Annotated in this window: 20 protein-coding genes, 1 tRNA gene, 1 other RNA gene and 3 pseudogenes; 16 read left to right on the top strand and 9 right to left on the bottom strand. The window is 58.5% G+C overall.

What is annotated here, in order from left to right; genetic code table 11:
* Positions 1-36 precede the first annotated feature (36 nt).
* The 5 genes from VR74_RS12355 (at position 37) to VR74_RS12370 (ending at position 4981) form a co-directional block, all read left to right on the top strand.
* Complete coding sequence (locus tag VR74_RS12355; protein ID WP_045697203.1) at positions 37-414, top strand: DUF779 domain-containing protein; 378 nt, start codon at positions 37-39, stop codon at positions 412-414.
* Between the two features lie 57 nt (positions 415-471).
* Positions 472-563: signal recognition particle sRNA small type (gene ffs, locus VR74_RS20995), an RNA gene on the top strand.
* A 295-nt stretch (positions 564-858) separates the two neighbouring features.
* On the top strand, positions 859-2727 hold the full coding sequence (locus tag VR74_RS12360; protein ID WP_045697205.1) for a ribonucleoside-diphosphate reductase subunit alpha: 1869 nt from the start codon (positions 859-861) through the stop codon (positions 2725-2727).
* Between the two features lie 485 nt (positions 2728-3212).
* Positions 3213-3950: a lipid A-modifier LpxR family protein gene (locus VR74_RS21000; RefSeq protein WP_299950364.1), complete on the top strand. Its 738-nt coding sequence runs from the start codon at positions 3213-3215 to the stop codon at positions 3948-3950.
* A 17-nt stretch (positions 3951-3967) separates the two neighbouring features.
* Positions 3968-4981, top strand: coding sequence for a lipid A deacylase LpxR family protein (locus VR74_RS12370; protein ID WP_299950366.1), 1014 nt, complete (start codon positions 3968-3970; stop codon positions 4979-4981).
* On the opposite strand, the gene VR74_RS12375 is transcribed toward VR74_RS12370, so the two are convergent.
* The 3 genes from VR74_RS12375 to VR74_RS12385 form a co-directional block, all read right to left on the bottom strand.
* Positions 4978-6018 (bottom strand): NAD(P)-dependent alcohol dehydrogenase, encoded by a 1041-nt coding sequence (locus VR74_RS12375; protein WP_045697207.1) that lies wholly within the window; start codon positions 6016-6018, stop codon positions 4978-4980. The genes VR74_RS12370 and VR74_RS12375 overlap by 4 nt on opposite strands.
* A gap of 61 nt (positions 6019-6079) precedes the next feature.
* Positions 6080-6715: a DNA oxidative demethylase AlkB gene (gene alkB, locus VR74_RS12380; RefSeq protein WP_045697209.1), complete on the bottom strand. Its 636-nt coding sequence runs from the start codon at positions 6713-6715 to the stop codon at positions 6080-6082.
* Entirely contained in the window at positions 6715-7410 is a 696-nt protein-coding gene (locus tag VR74_RS12385) for a 2OG-Fe(II) oxygenase (protein WP_299950368.1), read from the bottom strand. Before VR74_RS12385 ends, alkB begins: the two co-directional genes overlap by 1 nt.
* 137 nt (positions 7411-7547) lie before the next feature.
* Here VR74_RS12385 and VR74_RS12390 point away from each other — a divergent pair, with 137 nt between their 5' ends.
* The 3 genes from VR74_RS12390 (at position 7548) to VR74_RS21005 (ending at position 9271) form a co-directional block, all read left to right on the top strand.
* A complete protein-coding gene (locus VR74_RS12390; RefSeq protein WP_045697213.1) occupies positions 7548-8012 on the top strand; it encodes an OsmC family protein in 465 nt (154 codons plus the stop codon).
* Between the two features lie 109 nt (positions 8013-8121).
* Positions 8122-8814 (top strand): TerC family protein, encoded by a 693-nt coding sequence (locus VR74_RS12395; protein ID WP_045697215.1) that lies wholly within the window; start codon positions 8122-8124, stop codon positions 8812-8814.
* A gap of 97 nt (positions 8815-8911) precedes the next feature.
* The gene (locus VR74_RS21005) at positions 8912-9271 is read left to right on the top strand and encodes a hypothetical protein (RefSeq protein ID WP_299950369.1); all 360 of its coding nucleotides are present in this window, start codon (positions 8912-8914) and stop codon (positions 9269-9271) included.
* On the opposite strand, the gene VR74_RS12400 is transcribed toward VR74_RS21005, so the two are convergent.
* The gene (locus VR74_RS12400) at positions 9218-11002 is read right to left on the bottom strand and encodes an EAL domain-containing protein (protein ID WP_299950371.1); all 1785 of its coding nucleotides are present in this window, start codon (positions 11000-11002) and stop codon (positions 9218-9220) included. The two genes, VR74_RS21005 and VR74_RS12400, sit on opposite strands and share 54 nt — an antisense overlap.
* 400 nt (positions 11003-11402) lie before the next feature.
* On the opposite strand from VR74_RS12400, the gene VR74_RS12405 reads away from it, so the two are divergent.
* The gene (locus VR74_RS12405) at positions 11403-12431 is read left to right on the top strand and encodes a ribonucleotide-diphosphate reductase subunit beta (protein WP_045697263.1); all 1029 of its coding nucleotides are present in this window, start codon (positions 11403-11405) and stop codon (positions 12429-12431) included.
* A 126-nt stretch (positions 12432-12557) separates the two neighbouring features.
* Here VR74_RS12405 and VR74_RS12410 read toward each other — a convergent pair whose 3' ends face one another.
* Positions 12558-13613 carry a GGDEF domain-containing protein gene (locus VR74_RS12410; protein WP_045697219.1) on the bottom strand — a complete coding sequence of 352 codons (1056 nt, stop codon included), beginning with the start codon at positions 13611-13613 and terminating at the stop codon, positions 12558-12560.
* 86 nt (positions 13614-13699) lie between these two features.
* Here VR74_RS12410 and VR74_RS21010 point away from each other — a divergent pair.
* A pseudogene (locus VR74_RS21010) lies at positions 13700-14529 on the top strand (IS3 family transposase); the annotation flags it as partial.
* Between the two features lie 249 nt (positions 14530-14778).
* On the opposite strand, the gene VR74_RS12425 reads toward VR74_RS21010, so the two are convergent.
* Complete coding sequence (locus VR74_RS12425; protein ID WP_035540783.1) at positions 14779-16038, bottom strand: IS110 family transposase; 1260 nt, start codon at positions 16036-16038, stop codon at positions 14779-14781.
* Positions 16039-16147: 109 nt separating this feature from the next.
* Between VR74_RS12425 and VR74_RS12430 the strand changes: the two are divergent.
* Positions 16148-16468: pseudogene (locus tag VR74_RS12430) on the top strand (transposase); the annotation flags it as partial.
* A gap of 25 nt (positions 16469-16493) precedes the next feature.
* On the opposite strand, the gene VR74_RS12435 reads toward VR74_RS12430, so the two are convergent.
* A complete protein-coding gene (locus VR74_RS12435; RefSeq protein WP_045697220.1) occupies positions 16494-17519 on the bottom strand; it encodes a TM0106 family RecB-like putative nuclease in 1026 nt (341 codons plus the stop codon).
* Between the two features lie 312 nt (positions 17520-17831).
* Between VR74_RS12435 and VR74_RS12440 the strand changes: the two genes are divergently transcribed.
* Complete coding sequence (locus VR74_RS12440; protein ID WP_045697222.1) at positions 17832-18500, top strand: hypothetical protein; 669 nt, start codon at positions 17832-17834, stop codon at positions 18498-18500.
* A 100-nt stretch (positions 18501-18600) separates the two neighbouring features.
* Entirely contained in the window at positions 18601-19410 is an 810-nt protein-coding gene (locus VR74_RS12445) for a hypothetical protein (protein ID WP_045697224.1), read from the top strand.
* Between the two features lie 370 nt (positions 19411-19780).
* Here VR74_RS12445 and VR74_RS21015 read toward each other — a convergent pair whose 3' ends face one another.
* Positions 19781-20875 (bottom strand): tetratricopeptide repeat protein, encoded by a 1095-nt coding sequence (locus VR74_RS21015; protein ID WP_299950383.1) that lies wholly within the window; start codon positions 20873-20875, stop codon positions 19781-19783.
* 231 nt (positions 20876-21106) lie between these two features.
* On the bottom strand, positions 21107-21472 hold the full coding sequence (locus tag VR74_RS12455) for a hypothetical protein (protein WP_045697226.1): 366 nt from the start codon (positions 21470-21472) through the stop codon (positions 21107-21109).
* Positions 21473-21573: 101 nt separating this feature from the next.
* Here VR74_RS12455 and VR74_RS12460 point away from each other — a divergent pair, with 101 nt between their 5' ends.
* The 3 genes and pseudogenes from VR74_RS12460 to VR74_RS21570 all read left to right on the top strand — a co-directional run.
* Entirely contained in the window at positions 21574-22464 is an 891-nt protein-coding gene (locus tag VR74_RS12460; protein WP_045697228.1) for a hypothetical protein, read from the top strand.
* A gap of 145 nt (positions 22465-22609) precedes the next feature.
* A tRNA-Leu gene (locus tag VR74_RS12465) sits at positions 22610-22696 on the top strand.
* A 132-nt stretch (positions 22697-22828) separates the two neighbouring features.
* A pseudogene (locus VR74_RS21570) lies at positions 22829-22920 on the top strand (IS6 family transposase); the annotation flags it as partial.

Consider the following 22920-nt stretch of genomic DNA (forward strand, 5'->3'; position numbering starts at 1 on the left):
CCCTGTCTTTACGCGCTACCGGACATCGGAGACCGCATGACCAAAGCCCGCACCATCCCCCCGCGCGTCACCGCCACCCCGGCCGCGCTGGGCCTCATCGCAGAGATCCGCAAGGAACATCCTGACATCATCTTCCACCAGTCGGGCGGATGCTGCGACGGGTCGAGCCCGATGTGCTACCCGGCGGGCGAGTTCCGGATCGGCGATGTCGATATATGCCTTGGCGAGGTTGACGATGTGCCGGTTTACATCTCGTCCAGCCAGTTCGATGCCTGGAAGCATACCCAGCTGATACTGGATGTTGTGCCGGGCCGTGGCGGCATGTTCTCGCTCGATAATGGGCGCGAGCAGCGCTTTCTGTCGCGGGCCCGCGCCTTCTCACCGGAGGAGCAGGCGATTCTCGGAGATACCTGAGCGCGACTCATTCCTGCCCTTGCGATTCGCGCCGCCGCCGCGCATATAACCCGGAGGAGGCAGGTGGCGGACGGGCCATTCGCCAATCGGGTCAGGTCGGGAACGAAGCAGCCCCAACGATTTCAGCCCGGGTCGTTCGCCTGTCTCCGCCTTTCGGGTCTTTTTTTTGGCTCCGGATTCTTTCGGGCGCTCTGCGTGCTTTTTCCGGTCTTTTTTCCGTGCATTGCGAACCTGCCCTTTCCCCCGTCTGGACAGGCGATAGGGTCGTGCGTTAACCTTTTGCTAACCGGAATTCCACGCCCTTTTTGACGGTTTTAAGAAATGTCCCGTTGACCCCATGTTAACCTTCCGACACTATATGTTGTGTCAGGAGAGAAGTTGGGGGCCATATCTGGCTACCGGGGGCTTCAGTTCCTATATATCAATGAAACTGGAGGGCTGCACATGTCTGCATCCGAGGCCAAGTCTGTGACCAAAAATACGCCGCGCAAGGGCAAGCCGAAAGCCGGTGCCGAGGCGCAATTGCGCGTGGTTGAAGGCGCTCCGGTCAAGACCGATCCGTCGCGTGACGCCCTGCTGACCGAATTCGGCAAGACCACGCTGAAAGACCGCTACCTGCTGCCCGGCGAGTCCTACCAGGACATGTTTGCCCGCGTCTCCACGGCCTTTGCCGACGATGCCGAGCACGCCCAGCGCCTTTACGACTACATGTCAAAACTCTGGTTCATGCCGGCAACGCCTGTTCTCTCGAACGGTGGCGCGGCGCGCGGCCTGCCGATTTCCTGCTTCCTCAACCAGGTCGGCGATTCGCTTGATGATATCGTCGAGACCTGGACCGAGAATGTCTGGCTCGCCTCCAATGGCGGCGGCATCGGCACCTATTGGGGCAATGTCCGTTCGATCGGCGAGAAAGTCGGCCAGAACGGCCAGACCTCCGGCATCATCCCGTTCATCCGCGTGATGGACTCGCTCACGCTGGCGATCAGCCAGGGATCGCTGCGCCGCGGTTCAGCGGCCTGCTATCTTGACTGCCATCACCCGGAAATCGAGGAATTCCTCGAAATCCGCAAAGCCTCCGGCGACTTCAACCGCAAGAGCCTCAACCTGCATCACGGCATCAACATCACCGATGCCTTCATGGAAGCGGTTCGCGCCGACGAGGATTTCGGCCTCATCAGCCCGAAATCCGGCGAAATCGTCCGCACGATCAATGCCCGCAAGCTCTGGCAGAAGATTCTCGAGCTACGCATGCAGACCGGCGAGCCCTACCTCCTGTTCACCGATACCGTGAACAATTCCATGCCGGCGCACCAGCGCAAGCTGGGCCTCAAGGTCACGCAGTCGAACCTCTGTTCGGAAATCACCCTGCCGACCGGCATCGACCATCGCGGCCAGGACCGGACAGCCGTCTGCTGCCTCTCCTCGGTCAATGCCGAGACCTTCATGGAATGGTCGAAGGACGAGCACTTCCTGGAAGACATCTTCCGCTTCCTCGACAATGTGCTCGAAGACTTCATCGAACGCGCCCCGCCGGAAATGGCCCGCGCGGTCTATTCCGCCAAACGCGAGCGTTCGGTTGGCCTCGGCCTCATGGGTTTCCACTCCTTCCTGCAGTCGATGAACGTGTCCATGGAAGGCGCGATGGCCAAGGTGTGGAATGAGAAAATGTTCAAGCACATCCGCCAGGGCGCCGATGCGGCTTCGGTCAAGCTCGCCAAGGAGCGTGGCCCCTGCGAGGATGCCCGCGATGTAGGCATGATGGCCCGCTTCAGCCACAAGATGGCTGTTGCACCCACTGCGTCCATCTCGATCATCTGCGGCGGCACATCGGCCGGCATCGAGCCGATCCCGGCCAATGTCTACACCCACAAGACGCTGTCCGGCTCGTTCACGGTCAAGAACCAGCAACTCGAAACCCTGCTCGAGCAGAAGGGTCTCAACACCAACGAGATCTGGACCTCGATCCTGGAACATGAAGGCTCGGTCCAGCACCTCGATTGCCTCGATGAGCACGAGAAGAACGTCTACAAGACGGCGTTCGAACTCGACCAGCGCTGGATCATCGAGCTGGCCGCTGACCGCACGCCCTATATCTGCCAGTCACAGTCGCTGAACCTCTTCCTCAAGGGCGATGTGTCCAAGTGGGACCTGCACATGCTGCACTGGACGGCGTGGGAACGCGGCCTGAAATCGCTCTACTATTGCCGGTCCAAATCGGTCCAGCGTGCGGCCTTTGCCGGTTCGGAACGGATCGAAGGCGAAACCATGGACACGCCGAATACCGACTATGACGAGTGCCTGGCCTGCCAATAGGCTGGCGCTCTCGCGGTGCGATGAAGTGACCAAACGGCCAGTCCCGGCGGACTGGCCGTTTTTCGTTCAGGGGTGGAAAATCCGGCTGCCCGGAAACCACGCAAAACTTGGGACAATTGCCTCATTTCAAACAAATATCTCAACAGATTAACAATGTGAATGGGCTGTCTGGCTCCGGTCTTGCTGGAAAAAGTCAAAAGATTTCGGGTTGTGGAACAAGAATGACAGGCGGACGTTCAATCAACCAGAATTAATCTTTTTTGAGCGAAAGGCATTTGGGCATGGTGTGCCCTTTATGCTACATTAAGGGCGGTGAGGTGTAATTCTCCATAAGCGTAAGCGTACGAGGATTAGCCATGAAGGGTGTCAGGCGTATGGTAATCGCAGTAGCCTCTACAGTGTTGACGTTGGCCTGCCAGGGCTGCGTATCGACATCCCCACATGATTACGCACGGTCCGAGCCGGCGGCGCCGCCGTCGCTCGGGATGATGACAGCTGTTCCCACGGCGCTCGGAACCACAGACATCAAGGCAGCCATGCCGGACGCCATCTCCGTCCATGTCGTCAACAGTTCACCTGCGCGCTTCTCAGGCACCATCATGGGCGTTCTTCCGGCCCCGGTTGCCCAGTTTGACGGCGCAACGCCCGCAGAGTTCGGCATCACGCCCGGCATCGTTCCGGCTGCACTGCCTGAACTGGCCTGGACGGGCAGCCCTGCACTTGTCGCGATAGCGGCTGAGCGCGGCAGGGCCCGCCTCTCCGTACCGACCCAGATTGAAAAAGACATTGCCGCCGAAGTGGCCTTCTCCGCCCCGAGGGAGCTGACCGGCCTGAACTTTGACGTCGGCGTTGCCCCGCGCATTGTGGTGCGCGAAGAGGGCGAACTGCAGTCCAAGCGCGTCGGTGGTGAAGTCCGCATCGGCCGCGACCTCAACATCCTCGACAAGGACGGCCAGCCGCAGGGCTGGTACATTTTCGCAGGCGCCGATGGCGAAGCCCTGATCTGGGATGCCGGCAATACAAGCCTGACACCGAACCTGAATGACATGTCCCTGTCCGACCAGGTCACCGTGGGTGACCTTCAGGCAGGTGTCTCGGTCCAGCGCGCAGGCGGGGAACTGTCGCTCAGCTACATCCGCCGTGAAGTCAAATACGAAGACCGCAATGGCAGCATCAGCGACACTGAAGATTTCGCAGGTGTAAGTTTCACGATGCGCAGATAGATGATACTTCCCCGGCCATGATGAAGGCCCAGACACCGTTTCGGGCCGCGCTTGTCGCGGCCCTTTTTATTGCGCCACTGGCTCATGGCCAGGAGGTGAAGAAGCCGGCTGTCACCTCGCTGACTGTCGAGAATGACAAGTTCGGCGGCGGCACCGACCGCAACTATTCCAATGGTCTGCGCTTCGAACGGGTCTCCGGCGCCGATGAAATCTTCCCGGCGCTCGAATGGGTTTCGCATCGCATCCCGTTTCTCGAACTCGACCGCAAGGAACTGCGCCAGGGCTTCGCGCTCTCGCACACCATCTTCACGCCGGAAGACAAGACGCTCGCCGTGCCCGATCCGACAGACCGGCCCTATGCCGCCTGGCTCTATGCGTCCGGCACGATCGTTGCCGCCAGCGCCAATACGCAGGACACATTGCAGGTCAATCTCGGCGTCGTCGGGCCGTCAGCTGGTGGCGAGTTTGTCCAGAACAATTTCCACCGTGTGATCGGCGCGGCCGAGTCGCAGGGCTGGCCAAACCAGTTGCGCGATGAACCTGGCCTGGAAATCATCGCCCAGCGCCTGCATCGCTTTCCGGGGCCCAGCCTGCCCATGGGCGTGGAAACGGATTTCGGCTTTGATGTCGGCGGCGGGCTCGGCAATGTTCGCACCTATGCCGCGACCGGCCTGACCGCGCGGATCGGCTGGGACCTCGATTCCAGTTTCGGGCCTCCGCGCATCCGCCCGGCCCTGTCCGGCGCGGGCGAATTCGTGCCGGGGAATGATGCCAACCCGATGGGCGGCTATCTGTTCATCGGCGCCAGCGGCCGGGCGATTGGCCGCGACATGTTCCTCGATGGCAATCTCTGGCGCGACGGCCCCCGCGTCGATGACCGCAAGACATTGGTGGGCGACCTTCAGGGCGGTATCGCGGTCCATTATCGCGCCGTCCAGCTCGCTTTCACCTATGTGAACCGTACCGAGGAATTCGACGCCCAGATGACACCGCAACGCTTCGGCGCCTTCTCGATCTCGATTGCGCACTAAAGCGTCGCAATATCGATCACGAACCGATATTTCACGTCGCCTTTGACCACGCGGTCATAGGCAGTGTTGATATCCTTCATCGCTATGATCTCGACATCGCTTGTCACGCCATGCTCGGCGCAGAAATCCAGCATCTCCTGCGTCTCCTCGATGCCGCCAATGCCTGATCCTGCAAGGCGGCGACGCCCCGCCAGCAACAGGCCGCCATGCATTTCTTCCAGCGGCTCGATCGCACCAACCAGCACCATTGTGGCATTGCGCGCCAGCAGCATCAGGTAGGGGTTCAGGTCATGCTTGACCGGCACGGTGTTCAACAGGAAGTCAAAACTGCCCCTGTGGGCCTTCATCGCCTCGCGGTCGCTGGAGATCAGCACGTCATGCGCGCCAAGCCGTTTGGCGTCTGCGCCCTTTTCCGGCGAGGTCGTAATCATCACCACGTCACAGCCCATGGCCACGGCGAACTTCACGCCCATATGGCCAAGTCCGCCCAGTCCGATCACGCCGACCTTGTCCCCCTTTTTGACGTTCCAGTGCTTCAGCGGTGACCAGCTGGTAATGCCCGCGCACAGCAACGGTGCCACTTCCGCAGGGTTCAGCTTGTCGGAAACCTTGAGCACGAATGCGTCGCGCACCACGATCTGCTTTGAATAGCCGCCAAAGGTCGGCCCGCCGATCACCGGCTCGGTGCCGCCATAGGTGCCGACCGATCCCTTCTCGCAATACTGCTCGTCGCCATCCGTGCAGGCCGGGCACGTGAGGCAGGCATCCACAAGGCACCCCACGCCCACCGTGTCGCCCACCTTGTGCCGGGTCACGTTCGCGCCGACGGCGCCCACTCGCCCGACAATTTCATGTCCGGGCACCACAGGATACCTGGTCCGTCCCCATTCATTGCGCGCCGTGTGGATATCGCTATGGCACACGCCGCACCATGTGATGTCGATCAGAACGTCATTTGGCTGAAGGTCACGGCGGTCAATCTCGAACGGTTCGACCGGTGCTTCCGGTCCCTGAGCGGCATAGGCAGCAACACGCATCGTCTTCTCCCCTTTATGATTTTGTCCATCGTGGCAGTCCGGCAGGCGGAAGTCGAGACAGCTACCCGGCCTTCCGGAAGGTCAGGCTGATGCGGCGGGGGCCCGTCATGTCATGCGATCCGGCGCGGATCGGCAGCACGCCATGATAGGCGAGCCGCGCGCTGCGACCGAATACCAGCGCGTCGCCATGCTCCAGCAGCACGGTCTGCTTCGGCCCGCTACGCTGCGCGCCGCCAATCACGAACCGTCCGGGCAGGCCCAGCGAGACTGAAACGACCGGCTGGGCAAGGTCCTGCTCGTCACGGTCCTGATGCGCCGTCAGACGCGCACCCACCTCATAGCAATTGATCAGGCAGGCATCCGGATCAAACCCGCCTGCGCCAAACGCCGCCGCCGCACGCTGCGCCACCTCGCGGAACGCGTCCGGCATGTCCGGCCAGGGCCGCCCGCTCTGCGGATCCTGAGAATCGTAGCGATAGCCGGACCAGTCGGACACCCAGCCCACGCGCCCGCAATTCGTCATCGACACCGACATGGTCTTGCCGCCCGGCGTCACCAGATGGCGGAACGGTGCGGCCACCAGCACGGGCTGCAGCGCATCCCACAATGACGGGGCATCGGCAAAGCCGGCCAGGTGCAGCACGCCTTCGCCATGCCAGGTCTCGCCCGGACGCAATCCGCTCAGCAGGTCAGCCATCACGCAGCATCATGGAAGATGATCCCTGTTGCAAACCGCGTTCCCCGGCGCAGCGGGCTGACGCCGTGGCGCATTTTCACGCGATAGTCGCCGCGCGTGCCGCTCACCGGCCGCTCGTTCACGGCGAACACCACCGCTTCGCCTGCCCGCAGGGGCACGACATGCGCGCGCGACTGCATCCTTGGCCTCTGCTCTGTCAGCACGAATTCACCTCCGTCAAAATCCACAACCGGATCGCTCAGCAGGATAACGATCTGGAGCGGAAAAACGATCCCGCCATACAGGTCCTGATGCAGGCAATTGTAGTCGCCCTCGCGATAGGACAGGATCAGCGGCGTCGGGCGTGTCTGACCGGCTTCATGGCATGTCGCCAGGAAATCCGCATGTGCTGCAGGATAGCGCACGTCCAGCCGCATCCGCTCAGCCCAGCGATTGGCAATCGCGGCGCACCCCGGATACAGCGCCGTGCGCAGTCCGGCGATCAGGCCGGGCAGGGGATAGCGGAAATACTTGTACTCGCCCCGCCCGAACCCGTGCCGGGCCATGTGCACATGGCTGCGATAAGGCGCGTCTTCGCCGAACGCGCCGGTCAGCGCAGCCCGCGCTTGCGCATCCAGCAATATGCCAAGCGAGGCAAAGCCCTGTCCATCCAGCGCTGTCCCGGCAGCGGCCCAGTCAATATCCGCGATATCCAATCGGCCCTCCTGCCTGTTTCCAAACCCGGGTCTAGACCGACCAGACCCTGCAGGCATTCCGATTCATGCTGCTTGGCAGGGGCGCCCGTGTCCGGCTAAACAATCGCAGGCGCCAGATGCACGAATGGAGACCGGACATGGGCAATCATACAGCCATTGTCAGATGGTCGCGCGGCGACGGTGACTTCAAGGCCAACAAGCATTCCCGCGCGCATGAGTGGGAATTTGACGGGGGCCTCAAAGTGCCGGCCTCAGCATCGCCCCACATTGTCCCGCTGCCTTACGCCGTTGCCGAAAATGTCGATCCGGAAGAGGCCTTTGTCGCGTCGATCTCCAGTTGCCACATGCTGTTCTATCTCCACAAGGCGCGCGATGCGGGCTTTGTCGTCAACAGCTATGAAGACGCGGCGGTCGGGATAATGGCGAAGAACGCCCTTGGCCGCCAGGCCATCACACGCGTCACTCTGAACCCGGTCGTCAGCTATGAAGGCCCTCCGCCCTCGCCTGACCAGGTCGAGGCCCTGCACCATGCCGCGCACGAGCTTTGCTTCATCGCCAATTCGACGACGACCGAGATCACGACAAACACAGCCAGATCCTGACCGGTGCTTTTTCAGCAAGCGCCATATTGCCGTCCCTCACGTTGCACCCCATCTGAATGTCCAGCCGGCAATGACTGCCCTTTGACCCGGCCCGGAAGCCCTTCCCGCCATGACATTCGATTTTCTGACGCCCGAACTGATTCAGGCGTTCTTCGCCGTGATCGCGATTGATCTCGTTCTGGCGGGGGATAATGCCGTCGTCATCGGCATGGCGGCGGCGGGCCTTCCCCAACAACAGCGCGGCAAGGCCATCCTGATCGGCATCATCGCCGCCACGGTCTTGCGCATTGCATTCGCGCTGATTGCGGCTGAACTCATGCTGATCGTCGGCCTCCTGTTTGCGGGCGGGCTTCTCTTGCTCTGGGTCGCGTGGAAAATGTGGCGCGAACTTCAGGCCAGCGCAGCCCATGCTGCAGAAGAGGCGCTCGCCGCCGCAGACCTGGATGGCGACGGGGCCGTGGCTGGCCAGGCCCCCGGCAAAAGCCTGCGTGCCGCAGTCACCCAGATCATTCTTGCCGATGTCTCCATGTCGCTCGACAACGTGCTCGGTGTCGCGGGCGCCGCACGCGAGCATCCCTATGTGCTCGTGTTCGGTCTCACGCTCTCGATCCTGTTGATGGGGCTGGCCTCCTCGCTGATTGCCCGCGTCCTGACCCGACATCGATGGATCGCCTTTGTCGGCCTGGCGGTTATCCTCTACGTCGCGCTCCACATGATGTGGCAGGGCGGCCTCGAACTCTGCACCGAAGGCCTGCCAATGTTCAACATGTCCGTCCCGGCGGCCTGCAGCTCAGGCCACTGAAAAAGATCCGGGCGCCCATCTTGCGGACGCATGGGCGCATGCAGATATCTTGTCTGTGCCAGCGCCTGCTGGTGTTCTCACAGAAAATGAAACGCTCATGGGCCGCTTCCTGAAAGCCCTGGTCATGACTCTCCTGCTCATGGAGATAACGGCCATCGTCGCGCTGACCGCTGTCTGGACCGTATTGTCAGAGCTTCACGCCAGCCAGAGTATCCTGTTTGTCGCGCTCGGCCTTACAGCTGCGGGGCTCAGCGTCCTGGCTCTCATTGTCTTCCGCCGCGCCCTGCACGCCGAGCGCCTGCTGGAGAGCGAACCGGACATTGAGACAGTCACGTCGTGGCAAGGACCGGTTCCGGATATGCCCGGCCCCAATGCGGTCGGGCCTGCCACTAGCCCGGTCCGCTCAGGCGACCCGTTTCTGATGCGCCGCCAGCCATTGGTTCATCGCGTCGAATGACAGCGGCCGGCTGAACAGGTAACCCTTCATCAGGTCGCAGCCGGCAGATGTGACAAAGGCTGACTGCAGCTTTGTCTCGATGCCCTCAGCGACGACCTTCACATGCAATGTACTGGCGAGTTGCATGATGGAGGTCATCAGGTCGGCGATCTTGTAGCTGGACCCGATGGACTGGATCAGGGACTGGTCGATCTTCAGCTTGTCCAGGGGCAGGTCGAGCAGGGCGCGCATGTTCGAGAACCCTGTGCCGTAATCGTCGAGGGCGATCATCACGCCAGCCTTGTGCAGGTGGTCAAGATTGCTGCGGGCCGTGTCCAGATTATCGACAAAGGCGGACTCGACGATTTCGAGGCAGATCGACTTCGGGTCAGTTTTCGTGCGTGCCAGCCCCGCGAGGAAACGTTCGGCAAAATCGATAGAGACGATATCCATGGGCGAGATGTTCAGGGACAGGTATTTGATAGCCCCGGTGTTCAGCCACCGCCTGACGTCCCTACAGGCCGTTTCGTGAAGCTTGGCATCGAGTTGTGCTGCCAGTCCGCAGGCATGTGCGATCTCGAACATCTCTTCCGGGTTGATCGGTCCGAGGTCCTTGTGGGTCCAGCGTGCCAGGGCTTCGACGCCCCGGATCATGCGGGTCTGCGCGCAGACGATGGGCTGGTAGAAGGGGCGCACTTCGCTGTTGGAAATGGCATCCGGCAAGTCGCGGATGATCTGCAACCGGCGCGACATCGCATCGTTTATGTGGGCATCGAAGGGCAGCACCCTGCCGCGGCCTTGCCGTTTGGCCACCATCAGGGCCATGTCGGCATATCGCATGAGGTCGTCCGAACAGGTAGCGTCCTGCGGATAGACCGAGATGCCAACCGACCCGGAAATATTGATCCGCCTGTGATCGCCCTTGACCGGCCGGAACGTGTATCTGTGGGCGTCTTCGAAACCCTCGAGCAGTGCGGCCTGGCCGATATTCGGCAATTCGGTCAGGAGCGCGAACTCGTCGCCGCCCCAGCGGGCGACCGCGAAGATATCCGGCAGCTCACTGAGGCGTTTGCCGACTGTGGACAGGACAAGATCACCTGTTGCATGCCCGTATCGGTCATTGATCTGCTTGAACCGGTCGACATCGATAAAGGCGACGCCGAACCGCTTGCCAGTCGCTTCCGCTTCGCGGATCGTGGCGGCGAGTTCGTCCTCGAATCCGAGACGGTTCTTCAGCCCAGTGGTCGTGTCCGTATGCGCAATCTCCAGAGTGGCCAGCTGCTTTAGTTCAGCCAGGGTCAAACAGCTCTCAAGCTCCCGCGCCCGTTTTGACAGGCTCTCGTTAAGCTGTCGCAAATGGTCGCCGGAGGCTAGTGACAGGGTGTCATAGGACGTTTCCGCATCCTTCAGGTGCACGTTCGGCCTCACCGAAGCGAGGATGATGCCGACAAGGCCGGTTGACCCGTCGGGCAGCGCGAGCGGAACCTTGCGCGTCAGCGCGAACAGGTTTGACCCGATTTCCTCTTCCTGCAGCACTTCTTCGCCCGCGAAGACCCGCCTGTCGGCCGTCCTGAACGCCTTGACCTGTTCCGGTGGGAAGTATGCGCGGTCGTCCTTGCCGATATAATCGGCGTGGCCGATCAGCTCTTCAAACGCCGCGTTGCCATAGATCCACTGGTGCTGCGCATTCTTTGCGAATACCGGATAGGGCAGCGCATCGAAGATCTTCGTCAGCTGTTCGATGAGAATCATGTCCGCGCCACCTGTGCCGTGCATGACAGGCCAGGGTAATGCATCGCTCCGGACGGGCCCGGATTGGTCAGGTTGCACACCGTCATACACATGCGGTTTTTTGTATATATGCTGGTATAAATAACTCACTAAGTCCGGATGGGTAATTGCCTGCTTCTTCAGGGCGTTATCCCTGTATCCCCTTCAGATGGGCGAGCGGGCAGGGGGACTCGGCCTGCATAAGGGCGTAGACTGCCCTCAGCGGGCCGCCTGATGTCACGCTGGCCTGCATTTCCTGTGGGCATCCCTGTGGACAAGTGTCACACAGGTAACCAGAATATCTTGCGGCATTAACCTGAATGAAGCACTATATGTGGTGTATATTGCTCCACGCATCGACATGAACACCAAGGAGGCCCCCATGGCTGACGGAAATCCAAATGTATCCGGACTGCTCACCCCGAGCCATGCCTACAAGCCGTTCCGCTATCCGTGGGCCTATGACTTCTGGAAGAAGCAGCAGCAGGTCCACTGGATGCCCGAAGAAGTGCCTCTGGGCGAGGACTGCAAGGACTGGGCGGTCAAGCTGTCGGATGGCGAGCGCAACCTGCTGACCCAGATCTTCCGCTTCTTCACGCAGTCCGACATCGAGGTCGGCGCGAACTACATGACCAATTACATGCCCCTGTTCAAGCCGACAGAGGTCTCCATGATGCTGGCCAGCTTCTCCAACATGGAGACGATCCACATCGCGGCCTATGCCCTGCTGCTGGAAACCATCGGCATGCCCGACAGCGAATTTTCCGCCTTCATGGAATACAAGGAGATGTCGGCCAAGCATGACTATCTCGGCCAGTTCGGCGTCGAGACGAACGAAGATATCGCGGTCTCAATGGCCGTGTTCGGCGCCTTCACCGAGGGCCTGCAGCTGTTCGCCAGCTTCGCCATGCTGATGAACTTCCCGCGCTTCAACAAGATGAAGGGCATGGGTCAGATCGTCACCTGGTCGATCCGCGACGAGTCGCTGCACTGCGAAGGCATGATCAAGCTGTTCCACGCCTTCTGCGCCGAGACCGGCGTGATGACCGATGCCCTGCGCGAGAAGATCCGCGAATGCTGCCGCACCGTGATCATGCTGGAAGACAAGTTCATCGACCTCGCCTTCGAGGCCGGCGACGTCGAAGGCATGACACCGGCCGACATCAAGAATTATATCCGCTACATCGCCGACTGGCGCCTCGGCCAGCTCAAGCTGGAGCCGATCTACGGTATCGACAAGCACCCGCTGCCCTGGCTGTCGGAAATCCTCAACGGTGTCGAGCACGCCAACTTCTTCGAACAGCGCGCCACCGAATATTCCAAAGGCGCCACCCGCGGCGACTGGCACGGCGAAGACGGTGTCTGGACCCTCTTCGACAAGCGCAAACCGGCGGAAGTTTCTGCGGAATAGGAACGGCCCGCGATATACGCATTTCAGAAGGCTGGCGGAACAATCCGCTGGCCTTCTTTATGTCCTTATGCAGACAGTCTGATACTGCGACCCGTACGTAATAGTACCTAGAAAATAAGGGCGGTTTCACGCTTGGTCCGTCAGGACTGTGTCAGCAATCAGTGCTAAAGTGCGAAGGCTCGGAAGAGCGCACGCTGGCCGCGCTGGTGCGCAGACGGCGTCTTCAAGACAGGAGACAAAAGCAATGCTGAAACTGAAAGCTCTGGCCCTGACGGCCGCACTTGCGGGCGCCATGGCCGTATCAGGCCTTGCGGTCGCGCAGGGCGGCAACGGCGCGGGCGGCGGCGGTGGCGGATCAGCATCCGGCAAGTCGCGGATGATCTGCAACCGGCGCGACATCGCATCGTTTATGTGGGCATCGAAGGGCAGCACCCTCCCGCGGCCCTGCCGTTTGGCCACCATCAGGGCCATGTCGGCATATCGCATGAGGTCGTCCGAACAGGTAGCGTCCTGCGGATAGACCGAGATGCCAACCGACCCGGAAATATTGATCCGCCTGTGATCGCCCTTGACCGGCCGGAACGTGTATCTGTGGGCGTCTTCGAAACCCTCGAGCAGTGCGGCCTGGCCGATATTCGGCAATTCGGTCAGGAGCGCGAACTCGTCGCCGCCCCAGCGGGCGACCGCGAAGATATCCGGCAGCTCACTGAGGCGTTTGCCGACTGTGGACAGGACAAGATCACCGGTTGCATGCCCGTATCGGTCATTGATCTGCTTGAACCGGTCGACATCGATAAAGGCCACGCCGAACCGCTTGCCAGTCGCTTCCGCCCCGTGGATCGCGGCGGCGAGTTCGGCCTCGAATCCGAGACGGTTCTTCAGCCCAGTGGTCACGTCCGTATGCGCAATCTCCAGAGTGGCCTGCTGCTTTAGTTCGGCCAGGGTCAAACAGCTCTCAAGCTCCCGCGCCCGTTTTGACAGGCTCTCGTTCAACTGCCGCAAATGGTCGCCGGAGGCCAGTGAAAGGGTGTCATAGGTCGTTTCGGCATCCTTGAGGTGCACGTTCGGCGTCACCGAGGCGAGGATGATGCCGACAAGGCCGGTTGACCCGTCGGGCAGCGCGAGCGGAACCTTGCGCGTCAGCGCGAACAGGTTTGACCCGATTTCTTCTTCCTGAAGCACTTCTTCGCCCGCGAAGACCCTGGTCTGCTTCCCGGAAAGTGGTCCAGTATTTGAGTTAGTCCCGGCTCCGATTATGGAGTTGAGATATGGGCAAGAGAGCCAAGCCTGAAGAGATTATTGCGAAGCTGCGGGAGGTGGAGGTTCGCCTTGCCCGCGGGGAGACGGCTGCAGCTGCTGCGCGTGCCGTTGGTGTGACCGAGCAAAGTTACTATCGATGGCGCAAGGAGTATGGCGGCCTTCAGGTCGACCAGGCGAAGCGCATGAAGGACCTTGAGAAGGAGAACCAGCGTCTGCGCCGGGCCGTCTCCGACCTCACGCTTGATAACCAGATCCTCAAGGAGGTTGCTCAGGGAAAGTTCTGAGCCCCTCCCGCAAGCGCGCTGCGGTCGATCATGTGGTGGAAGAGCTTGGCGTGACTGAGCGCCGGGCTTGCCGTGTGATCGGCCAGCACCGTTCGACCCAGCGCAAGCAGCCCATACGGCGAGACGATGAGGACGCCCTGACATCGGCGATTATCCGCCTGGCCGAACAGTTCGGCCGGTATGGCTATCGCCGGATCACGGCGCTCCTCAGAAATGATGGCTGGCATGTGAACGAGAAGCGGGTTTACCGCATCTGGCGACGGGAGGGGCTGAAAGTGCCGATGAAACAACCAAAACGCGGCCGTCTCTGGCTGAATGACGGATCTTGCGTGCGGCTAAGGCCGGCACACAAAGGCCATGTATGGTCCTATGACTTCGTGCAGGACCGCACCCATGATGGACGTGTGTTCCGCATGCTGTGTGTGATCGACGAGTTTACACGGGAATGTCTCGCCATCCGGGTTGAGAGGAAGCTAAACTCCCGGGATGTCCTCGACACGCTTGGCGAGTTGTTCGTTCGTCACGGGGCACCCGAGCACATACGATCCGATAACGTCCTACGTACGGAGCGCGATCAGACCAGCAGGCAAAAAGCCTTCTATCCGCAGAATGTCTCCGCGGCTTGATTTGTCAATTGCCGAGGGACTTCCGCTTCTATTGGAAGAGCTCTCGGCCATAGCAAACACAGGATCCACACGAGCATATTTCGCTGGTCCTCACCGTCCTTAACACGGGATGCCGATCCGAGCGGAAGACCCGAACATTATCTACGAGGTCGCGTTTTCACGTGCCTCAACGGCCCTTCAGACAGGGGTTCTTCCTCTCGGCTCCGCCCCTTGGAAGAAGGGACGGTAGGGGGTTCCACTTTTGATGACGGCGTGAACCACGCGGGCCATCTTGGCGGTAACGGCTGTGAGCGCTTTACGCTTCAGATCCGGATTTGTCGGATCCTTAGCGATGTAGCGCGCGTACTTGTCCCGGAAACTGTTTTCCCTCTGACGAATGGCGACATTGGCGGCCATCCAGAGAGACCGGCGCAGGCGCGCGTTGCCGAACTTGGCAAGCTTGGTCTGTCCCCGGAATGTACCCGACTGGTGGGTTGCGAGGTCAAGGCCGCAAAATTTCAGGAACTGACGATGATGACCAAACCGGCGCAGGTCACCGGCTTCTGCCAGAATGGTCAACGCATTGATCGGGCCGATTCCAGGCACTTGCTTGAGTGCGACATAGTCAGGCGTGTCGCCCAGCAGCGCTTCGGCCTCGGCTTCGATCTGATCACGTTGACGGATCAGGCTTCGGATCTCGGCAAGGACCATGCGGAACATGACAACCGCCTTGCTGTCGATCGGAATCGGCAAAGCGATTGATTCTGTTGCTGTTTCGTAGATGTCCGCAATCAGGCGAGCCTTCGAGACCTTGCGTCCAACGACGTCCCATGCGGCGGAAATGAAGGCGTCCTTGTCATGCGCGATGACCGATGCAGGCGTCGGAAACTGCTCGAGGAAAGCAAAGAACCAGTCATTGCGCGATCCGTTCCGGAACCGTTCGATCTCAGGAAAATACAGAGGCAGGTAGTGGGTGAGGATGCGATGCAGCGTCTCAGTCTTGGCCTTCGAAACCATCTCATGCGTCTTCGACAGTTCCTGTATGTCGGAAATGCCCGCGACGAGTGGATCCTGATAGTACTGGCTGAGGCCGGTTGAGAGCATATGCAGGATGACCTGCGCATCTTTGGGATCATTCTTGTCCCATCCATTGTGGATCGCTTCGCGGGTTCGGGCGAGTGCCATGGATGAAATGAGCCGTGTATCAAACCCGGCATCGAGCAGGCGCCAGGCCAGCGCACGGTGATAGTTACCCGTCGCCTCGAAACCGGCGATGATCGGGCGATCGAATGAAGTCAGCATGTCAATGAAGCGATCATGCTCGGCGCGTGTGTTCAACACGACGAGCCGTTTACGCCGCTTGTTACCGCGCACTTCGATGAGCACATCATTGCGGGCTTTGGCAATGTCGATGGCGACAAGCACGGCGTCTTCTGGAATAATATGGTTGGTGATCATGGCGGTCTCGGTCTCCTTTCGTGGGGCTGGTACCTTCACAATAGAAGACCTTCAGTCTGCCATGGTCACTCCCTGTTCGAGCAAAATCAGATCGAACCAGGAAGCGTTCCGAACGTGCTACGGCCCCGAGTTTATCGCGACAGCCTTGCGAGACTGGCTCGAAAGGGTGGGTGTGAAGACGCTTTACATCGAGCCTGGCAGCCCTTGGGAAAACGGCTACTGCGAAAGCTTCAACAGCAAGCTGCGCGACGAGTTGCTGGCGAGGGAAATCTTCTTCGATCTGCGCGAGGCAAGGATCGTGATCGAAGCATGGCGGCAGCACTACAACACCGCGAGGCCGCACTCATCTCTCGGCTACAAGCCACCCGCCCCAAAAGCCATCTTGCCCGCAGCGTTCATGCCGCCTTACTATGGGGAGGTGGCAGCATGAACGCTGCTACCTTGAAACCGCCGGGCTAACAAATCTGGTGGACCACTGCTGAGGGGCAGGCCACCTCGACCCCCGGGAATCCCTCGATATCAAAGAAGACATCATTCGGGCTCGCAGGCGGAAGCAGCGACAGACCCCGTGCGGTGCCTGGATCGTGCTTGATGATTTCGTACGCAGGCTTGTCCTGGGCGCGTGATGCGATTTGCAGCCTTGCCTGCGCCTTCGCACGCGCAAAGGTTTCGTTGTTCATCCCCGGCAATTCGGAGAGGTCCGTTTCGGCTAGCGCTTGCATCGTGCCTATGCCAGCGCTTTCCAGCTTCAGTATCTGGCTGCGTCTCAGATTGGCAACCTGGGACAGGTGATCCCGCGCTGCCAACAAGCGCGATGCAAGCTCGCCCCAATTGCCATGTGAGATGCTTTCGGCAGGGTCTGGCGTCGGCGCCTCATCATCATCATGGAATGCAAGGAAACTCTCCTTGAGCGATCGGTAATAGGCCAGATAGTTCGCGACTTTGAGGATACGCCTTGTGTCGTCTCCCAGGACTACGGCCATGTGCTCCGGGCGACATCCCTGGACGGCCTCGAGCATCTCGACATAGCAGCACAATTGAATTGCAAAATATGGCTTGAGCTTGCGAGACAGTTTCGTGTCCCAGACCTCGTAATGGTAGTCGCCCAACCTGGATGCGCCCGGTACTCTGACGAGAAAGTCCGCCTTGCCAGCAAACCGGTCCAAAGCGAGATAGGCCTGGGTGATGACGCCGCGTCCGCCTTCCATTGCCTTGATCGTCTGATCCAGCATGCGTTCTGGATTATCATCCTCAATCGCGCAGATGTCGGCGCCGGCCTCTTGCAGGGATTGGACGAACGCCTCTTCGTGGGCAAAACCCTTCTTGCGAAGGTGAACAAGCAGGGCGTCGTCAGGATCCATTTGCTCAGCCAAAGTCGGATCGAACAAGCGCTTGCGGTTCATCGCAGAGGCGAATGGCGACTCCATGAACGTGATAAGGTCGGATGGTGAAAACAGGATGCCCTGACTGATACGTTTCAAAATCCCAACTCCACTTCGGATTGTGTCTGGTCGACACTACGGGCCTAACGGTTTTGAGATTGATGTCCAATGGCGAATGAACCTGATGCACGAAGTGGATCATGGTCATTGGGAATATTCTGTCTGGTTGCGGTCCTTACGGAGCGCAAGATCCATATTTTTTCCCGGTAATTGCTATCCACCAAGTTCGTGTGATTGCATAAGTGACCGCCGATCAAGTACGCATCCCCGCGGCAATGGCCATAAGGTCTCGTCTTTGTTGAAATGTCGGTGAGCTTGCCTTGACTACGTCAATGCGGCATCGAAACAAACATGACGAAACGGATCTTCCTGCCTTCAAACAGTCCCGAGGATTGGCGCTCGCTGCTCGCTGATCCGGACAGGCATTGGCGCGCCGGATATTCGGCCCGTTCAGCAGCTGAACATTGGGAAAAGACCAAAGGCCTTCCTGAAGAAATCAAGACCGCTTTTGACAAGGCCGGACTGGGTCCGGCAGAAACGCTCGCCGCCTTCCCTGAATGGAAAACGCCTCTGCCGGGCGGACGGCGTGACAGCCAGACCGATATACTTGCACTAATGGCAACGCCGTGCGGCCTCTGGGTTGCGGGCGTCGAAGCGAAGGTCGCTGAGCCCTTTGGGCCAACCGTCGCCAAATGGCTGGGCGATGCCTCGCCCGGCAAACTCGAACGGCTAGACTTCATAAAAGGCAAACTCGGCCTCACCGGCGACGTCTCAGGGCTACGCTACCAACTCTTGCACAGGACGGCTGCAGCCATGATCGAGGCCGACCGGTTCAGCGCGGCAGGCGCAGCGATGCTCGTTCAGTCCTTCTCGCCTGAAAGCTTGTGGAAGGAAGATTTCACGGCTTTCGTGGATGCCATGGGCATGAGGGAGGGGCAGATAGCGGATAGACCTCAGGGACGCCCGCTCTTGCTTGCCTGGGCGCAGGGATCAAGCGCGAAGTTCGGCGGGACGGTGTGAGATTCACAAGCGGGGATACCGTCAAGGCGACAGGCCGACTGGAAGCAAGATGAATTTCAAATGGATTCAAGAAAATGTTCCGTGTAAGGGAGGTATATAAATGACACAGCAAAACTGGCAGAAATGGCTAACCGACCGATGGTTTGATTTCCACCACTCCTACACCATTAAGGCGAAGACGATTTGGACGTGCACATCGCTGCGCGATGCCAGCCAAAAGTACATGTGGAACAATCAAGACCGCGGACAAACAAATTCAAAACTCGATGACTATTCGCGCCTGCTTCATCAGGCGCTTGAGACTCAAGATAATGACGAAACAGAAAAAATCTGCAAAGCGATTCTAGAATGGGGCGGAGTTGGTCAAAATCCAAAGCAAGCCACACCGGTCTGGATCGCAAATGAATCTGGATCTGGTTCATTGGCACAAGCGATTTGCAATGGCCTCGATGCTTTGCATGCCGGCGACGCCGGCTTTTTCAGTCGAGTCAGACCCATGGATTCGGCAGCGACGAAGATCATGGCTCTTGCCGATTCAGGCGACTATGGCGTCATCATTTATGACAGCCGTGTGGCAGCGGCTTTAGCCTATCTTGCCAGGCAGTATCTGCTGGAAATTGGCGCGACTGAGGTGCCGCCGGAGCTATGCTTTCCGATCCCGCCTTGGCGAATTCCGGGCCCAGGATTGGGTCGGCACCGAAATCCAAGCCTCGGCACATTAAGATTTCCAAAAACAGGTTCTACGATTCACCGGTTTAGAATTCATGCCGAAGGGAAGATTCTTGCTAGCAGCCTGATCGCCAATGTTGCCAGAGCAACGGAGGTGACATCAAGAGATTGGGAACAAGCATTGTTCATGGTCGGCCATGACCTGCCGCGTGATCAGTCCCAAGGTTCCTTTTACAGATGAAGAGACGCCGAGCCCGATAAACCGGCCGTCAACGCAATTTGACCAAGATGTCCTCCACTCCTCCCGTATTATATTTCGACCGACAGACACTGTCATGTCGAGATACGCAAAAGCAACGGCCAAACGCTACTAAGGGCTTCCAAGTCATCTAGGTCCACAATGTTTTTCCCTAGGTTGAACCGATCGCGGCGAATACACCGGAGCTGCTGAACTAGTTTTCGGAGTACAATGACGGCCCCGATCGCTCCAAGCAGGTGAAACCATTAGAATGCGGGACCATCTGGGGCTCAGGTCACGCTGCCAATGGAGATGACCTGCTCCCTTGAAAAGAAACCAGGCGGATATGAATCGGCTCCGATGACAATGCCTCTCAAATGACCCGTTTCTGAGATTCTGGAGGCGGCTTTCTACGAAAAAGTTTGAGCGGAAGCAGCACAATCGTCTTTACGGCCTTATAAATTATCGCAATCGTGGTGAACAACAATCCAATTAGCATCACGATACCGATAGCTGAATAGTTCACCACTAAGGGCTCAATGAAGCCCTCGAGTAAGCTGTTCCACCACCAACTCAATATAGATTGTCCTGCTCGACGAGAGGTCTTGATCAACTTGTCTGACTGGGACTGAAATTCGGTTCCAGCTAGATGCGCTATCGCGACCTCATTGCCACTTGCCGCTGCTTTTTGATACCAAGCGAGCGCCTTATCCAAATCTTGTTCTACGAGGCGGCCCGTTTCGTAGTACATGCCAAGCTTAAGCTGAGCGTCCGAGTGACCAGCTTCAGCTGCCCGGCGAAAAAGCATGATTGCCTGAAGTTCGTTCTCTTCGACTCCGAAACCGCCCTGATAGATTTGCCCAAGTTGAAACTGAGCCTCCGGATGGTCCTTGGCAGCTGCCTTTCGGAACAATTCGAGAGACTCTGCTGACAAGTTCTTGTCTATACGAAAGTCTGAAAGAAATGCTGCAAGGTTCGACTGGGCCAAGGGTAGGCCTTGCGCTGCCGCGGCTCTAAGGAGCCGTTCTCCCTCTTGAGTATCCTTGCGCCCTTCTGCACCACCTATCAACAAGCTTGCGAGATGATTTTGAGCCGGCGCAAATCCTTGACTGGCAGAGAGCTCGTATAGCCTGAATGCTTCGTTTAGGTCTCGCTCTACAATGGTCCCTTCATCGTAAATCAATCCCAGCCCGAATTGGCCGAGAGCACTACCAAGCGAAGCTGACTGCCGAAATTTCTCAAGCGCAAGTTCGACGTCTTTCGGCTGCCCAAATCTGCCATGAAGATCGGCCTCCGCAACCAAAGCCAGCGCGTCGGCATCTCCCATATCGGCTTTCTCAAGGGCCGCGGCGAAAAGTTCATTTTGGTTCTCTGAACCTTGCCCTACTGCGGGCAGCCAGCCGAACATCAAGAACACCACAAAAAATAGAACTCTCATCGCGTGTGTTTTTTGCGCTGCTTGAACCATTCGACGCCCCCTTCGCTTCACACGATCCTTTTTTGATAGTCAGCCCTTATCAGCGTCAATGGCTCGCATCGTCCCCGTTGTATGAAATTAACGACAAAGCATTGATCCCTGCAAGATAGGTTGCCGGATTTGAATGCGCATTCTGCCTCTAAAGCAATTAGCGTAGGTGTAGATATGTACAACTTAGCGAGACATCTTTTTTAATATCCCCACTGGGGAAGGAGGGTGGTTTCAATGAACAGCGATCAGCGAGAGATTCAACGCAAACTTCGGATTTTGGAGCATGCCGACAAGATCGGTGATGTCAGCAAGACACGTCGGCATTTCGGAATTGGGCGAGCGAACTTTTTTAGATGGCCCAAGGCCTATGCAGACAAGGGTGAGGCTGGCCTGCTCGTCACTCGGTCTGTACCGCATAATCATCCAAACAAAATGTCCGCTGAAGTCGAACAGAAAATCTGTAGATATGGAGGATGAAGTATTGGGGCAAACACCGAGGCGCACGATCACGCGCCAGGAATTATTTGATTGTGTCTGGAAATCGCCATTGAGCCAGCTTTCAAAAGACTTTGGGATTTCGGACAGTGGATTATCCAAAATTTGCCGCCGGCTCGATATTCCGGTTCCACCTCAGGGACACTGGAACAAGGTTGGGTTAGCACACTCCCGTCCCCGAGTTACCCGTGAGAGCTGAAGGGATGCCCAGTCACGATTTTCTAAATCCCAAGATCAGCCCGGCAAAACCTCAACGAAGCCTTGAAGACTTGCTGACACAGGCCGGAAAGCACCACGTGCTCGCTGTCAAGCTGTCTGTGCCGGATCGACTCGTAAAACCCCATTCATTAGTCGCAGGTTGGATTTCGGCCAGACAATCGGCGCGCAAGCACGCCAAAGAAAATGGAAGCACATGGACATTCCAAGCAGATCCAGGTCCTTTCACCGAGAACGATAATCGCCGGCACCGCATCCTGAGTGCATTGTTCAAGGCGATAGAGCTTCAAGGCGGTCGGGTCGAAGAAGGAGTCAAAGGACAGCTCTTCATTTGCGAAGACCGCGATCAACTGGAAATCTCGCTTCGGGAAAAGAAAAAGCGCGTGCGGGTTCCGCTGACCGATCAGCAGCGCTCGTGGAGACCACACTCTGACGAGACGCACAAATGGGACATGCAGCCAACGGGGTTCTTGATATTCGAGATCAAGAGCTACGTGAGTTCCCCTGTTCAAAAGAACTGGGTCGAGAATCAATCGGTCCGCCTGGAAGATGAATTAGGACTCATAGTCCCAAACCTATTCGCAGCGCTTCAGCTCGTGCGCGAAAGCAGATTACTCAGAGAAGAAGACAGTAGACGCTACCAGCAGAGGCAGCTCGAAGCTGCCGTGGCGCGTCAACGTTGGGCTGACGAACAAAAGCGGTGGGATTCCCTCGTTCAGATCGCCCACGACTGGAAGGACCGGCAGCTTGTCCTGGAGTTTCTGCGTTCTCAAATGAACGAGCCAGACGGCATCACTGCTTTGACTGGAGAGATGACCGAATGTGACTGGATCGATTGGGTTCAAAGCCGGCTTGGGCAAGCCCTGACCAGCACCTGATGCGATCAATAGAGCCATGCGCTCCGCCCTGAGTCGCCCTGAACCTAAAAAGGCTAAGCGCGATCGCATTCAATTTTCATCACGCTGCGAGAAAGGCGTTGACGTTGGATCACCTGCTTCGTAGATACGCGCCTTCCTACCCCGTGCCCAGATGGCGGAATTGGTAGACGCGCTACGTTCAGGTCGTAGTGATCGCAAGGTCGTGGAGGTTCGAGTCCTCTTCTGGGCACCAATAATTTTAATAATAACAATACGTTATGTTGTTTCGACGACTCCCTGCAAGCTGCGTCCTCCTTCAGATCGGCATTGTCAGCGGAACCGACCTTGAGGTGAGCGATCTTGGCTTTCAGCCTCTGAAAATGATCAAAACCCCTTCCGCTACTTTAAAACATCGCCCGAGATCATTCAGCTTGCCGTACTCATGTATGTCCGGTTTCCGCTCTCGCTTCGGAATGT

Origin of the sequence: Hyphomonas sp. BRH_c22 (assembly GCF_000961795.1) — a bacterium.
GTDB lineage: Bacteria > Pseudomonadota > Alphaproteobacteria > Caulobacterales > Hyphomonadaceae > Hyphomonas.

Bases quoted from the DNA above. Each gene is read 5' to 3' on its own strand.
- VR74_RS12355 (WP_045697203.1), top strand. From the start codon at position 37: ATGACCAAAGCCCGCACCATCCCCCCGCGCGTCACCGCCACCCCGGCC.
- VR74_RS12360 (WP_045697205.1), top strand. From the start codon at position 859: ATGTCTGCATCCGAGGCCAAGTCTGTGACCAAAAATACGCCGCGCAAG.
- VR74_RS21000 (WP_299950364.1), top strand. From the start codon at position 3,213: ATGATGACAGCTGTTCCCACGGCGCTCGGAACCACAGACATCAAGGCA.
- VR74_RS12370 (WP_299950366.1), top strand. From the start codon at position 3,968: ATGATGAAGGCCCAGACACCGTTTCGGGCCGCGCTTGTCGCGGCCCTT.
- VR74_RS12375 (WP_045697207.1), bottom strand. From the start codon at position 6,018: ATGCGTGTTGCTGCCTATGCCGCTCAGGGACCGGAAGCACCGGTCGAA.
- alkB (WP_045697209.1), bottom strand. From the start codon at position 6,715: ATGGCTGACCTGCTGAGCGGATTGCGTCCGGGCGAGACCTGGCATGGC.
- VR74_RS12390 (WP_045697213.1), top strand. From the start codon at position 7,548: ATGGGCAATCATACAGCCATTGTCAGATGGTCGCGCGGCGACGGTGAC.
- VR74_RS12395 (WP_045697215.1), top strand. From the start codon at position 8,122: ATGACATTCGATTTTCTGACGCCCGAACTGATTCAGGCGTTCTTCGCC.
- VR74_RS21005 (WP_299950369.1), top strand. From the start codon at position 8,912: ATGGGCCGCTTCCTGAAAGCCCTGGTCATGACTCTCCTGCTCATGGAG.
- VR74_RS12400 (WP_299950371.1), bottom strand. From the start codon at position 11,002: ATGATTCTCATCGAACAGCTGACGAAGATCTTCGATGCGCTGCCCTAT.
- VR74_RS12405 (WP_045697263.1), top strand. From the start codon at position 11,403: ATGGCTGACGGAAATCCAAATGTATCCGGACTGCTCACCCCGAGCCAT.
- VR74_RS12425 (WP_035540783.1), bottom strand. From the start codon at position 16,038: ATGATCACCAACCATATTATTCCAGAAGACGCCGTGCTTGTCGCCATC.
- VR74_RS12440 (WP_045697222.1), top strand. From the start codon at position 17,832: ATGACGAAACGGATCTTCCTGCCTTCAAACAGTCCCGAGGATTGGCGC.
- VR74_RS12445 (WP_045697224.1), top strand. From the start codon at position 18,601: ATGACACAGCAAAACTGGCAGAAATGGCTAACCGACCGATGGTTTGAT.
- VR74_RS21015 (WP_299950383.1), bottom strand. From the start codon at position 20,875: ATGGTTCAAGCAGCGCAAAAAACACACGCGATGAGAGTTCTATTTTTT.
- VR74_RS12460 (WP_045697228.1), top strand. From the start codon at position 21,574: ATGCCCAGTCACGATTTTCTAAATCCCAAGATCAGCCCGGCAAAACCT.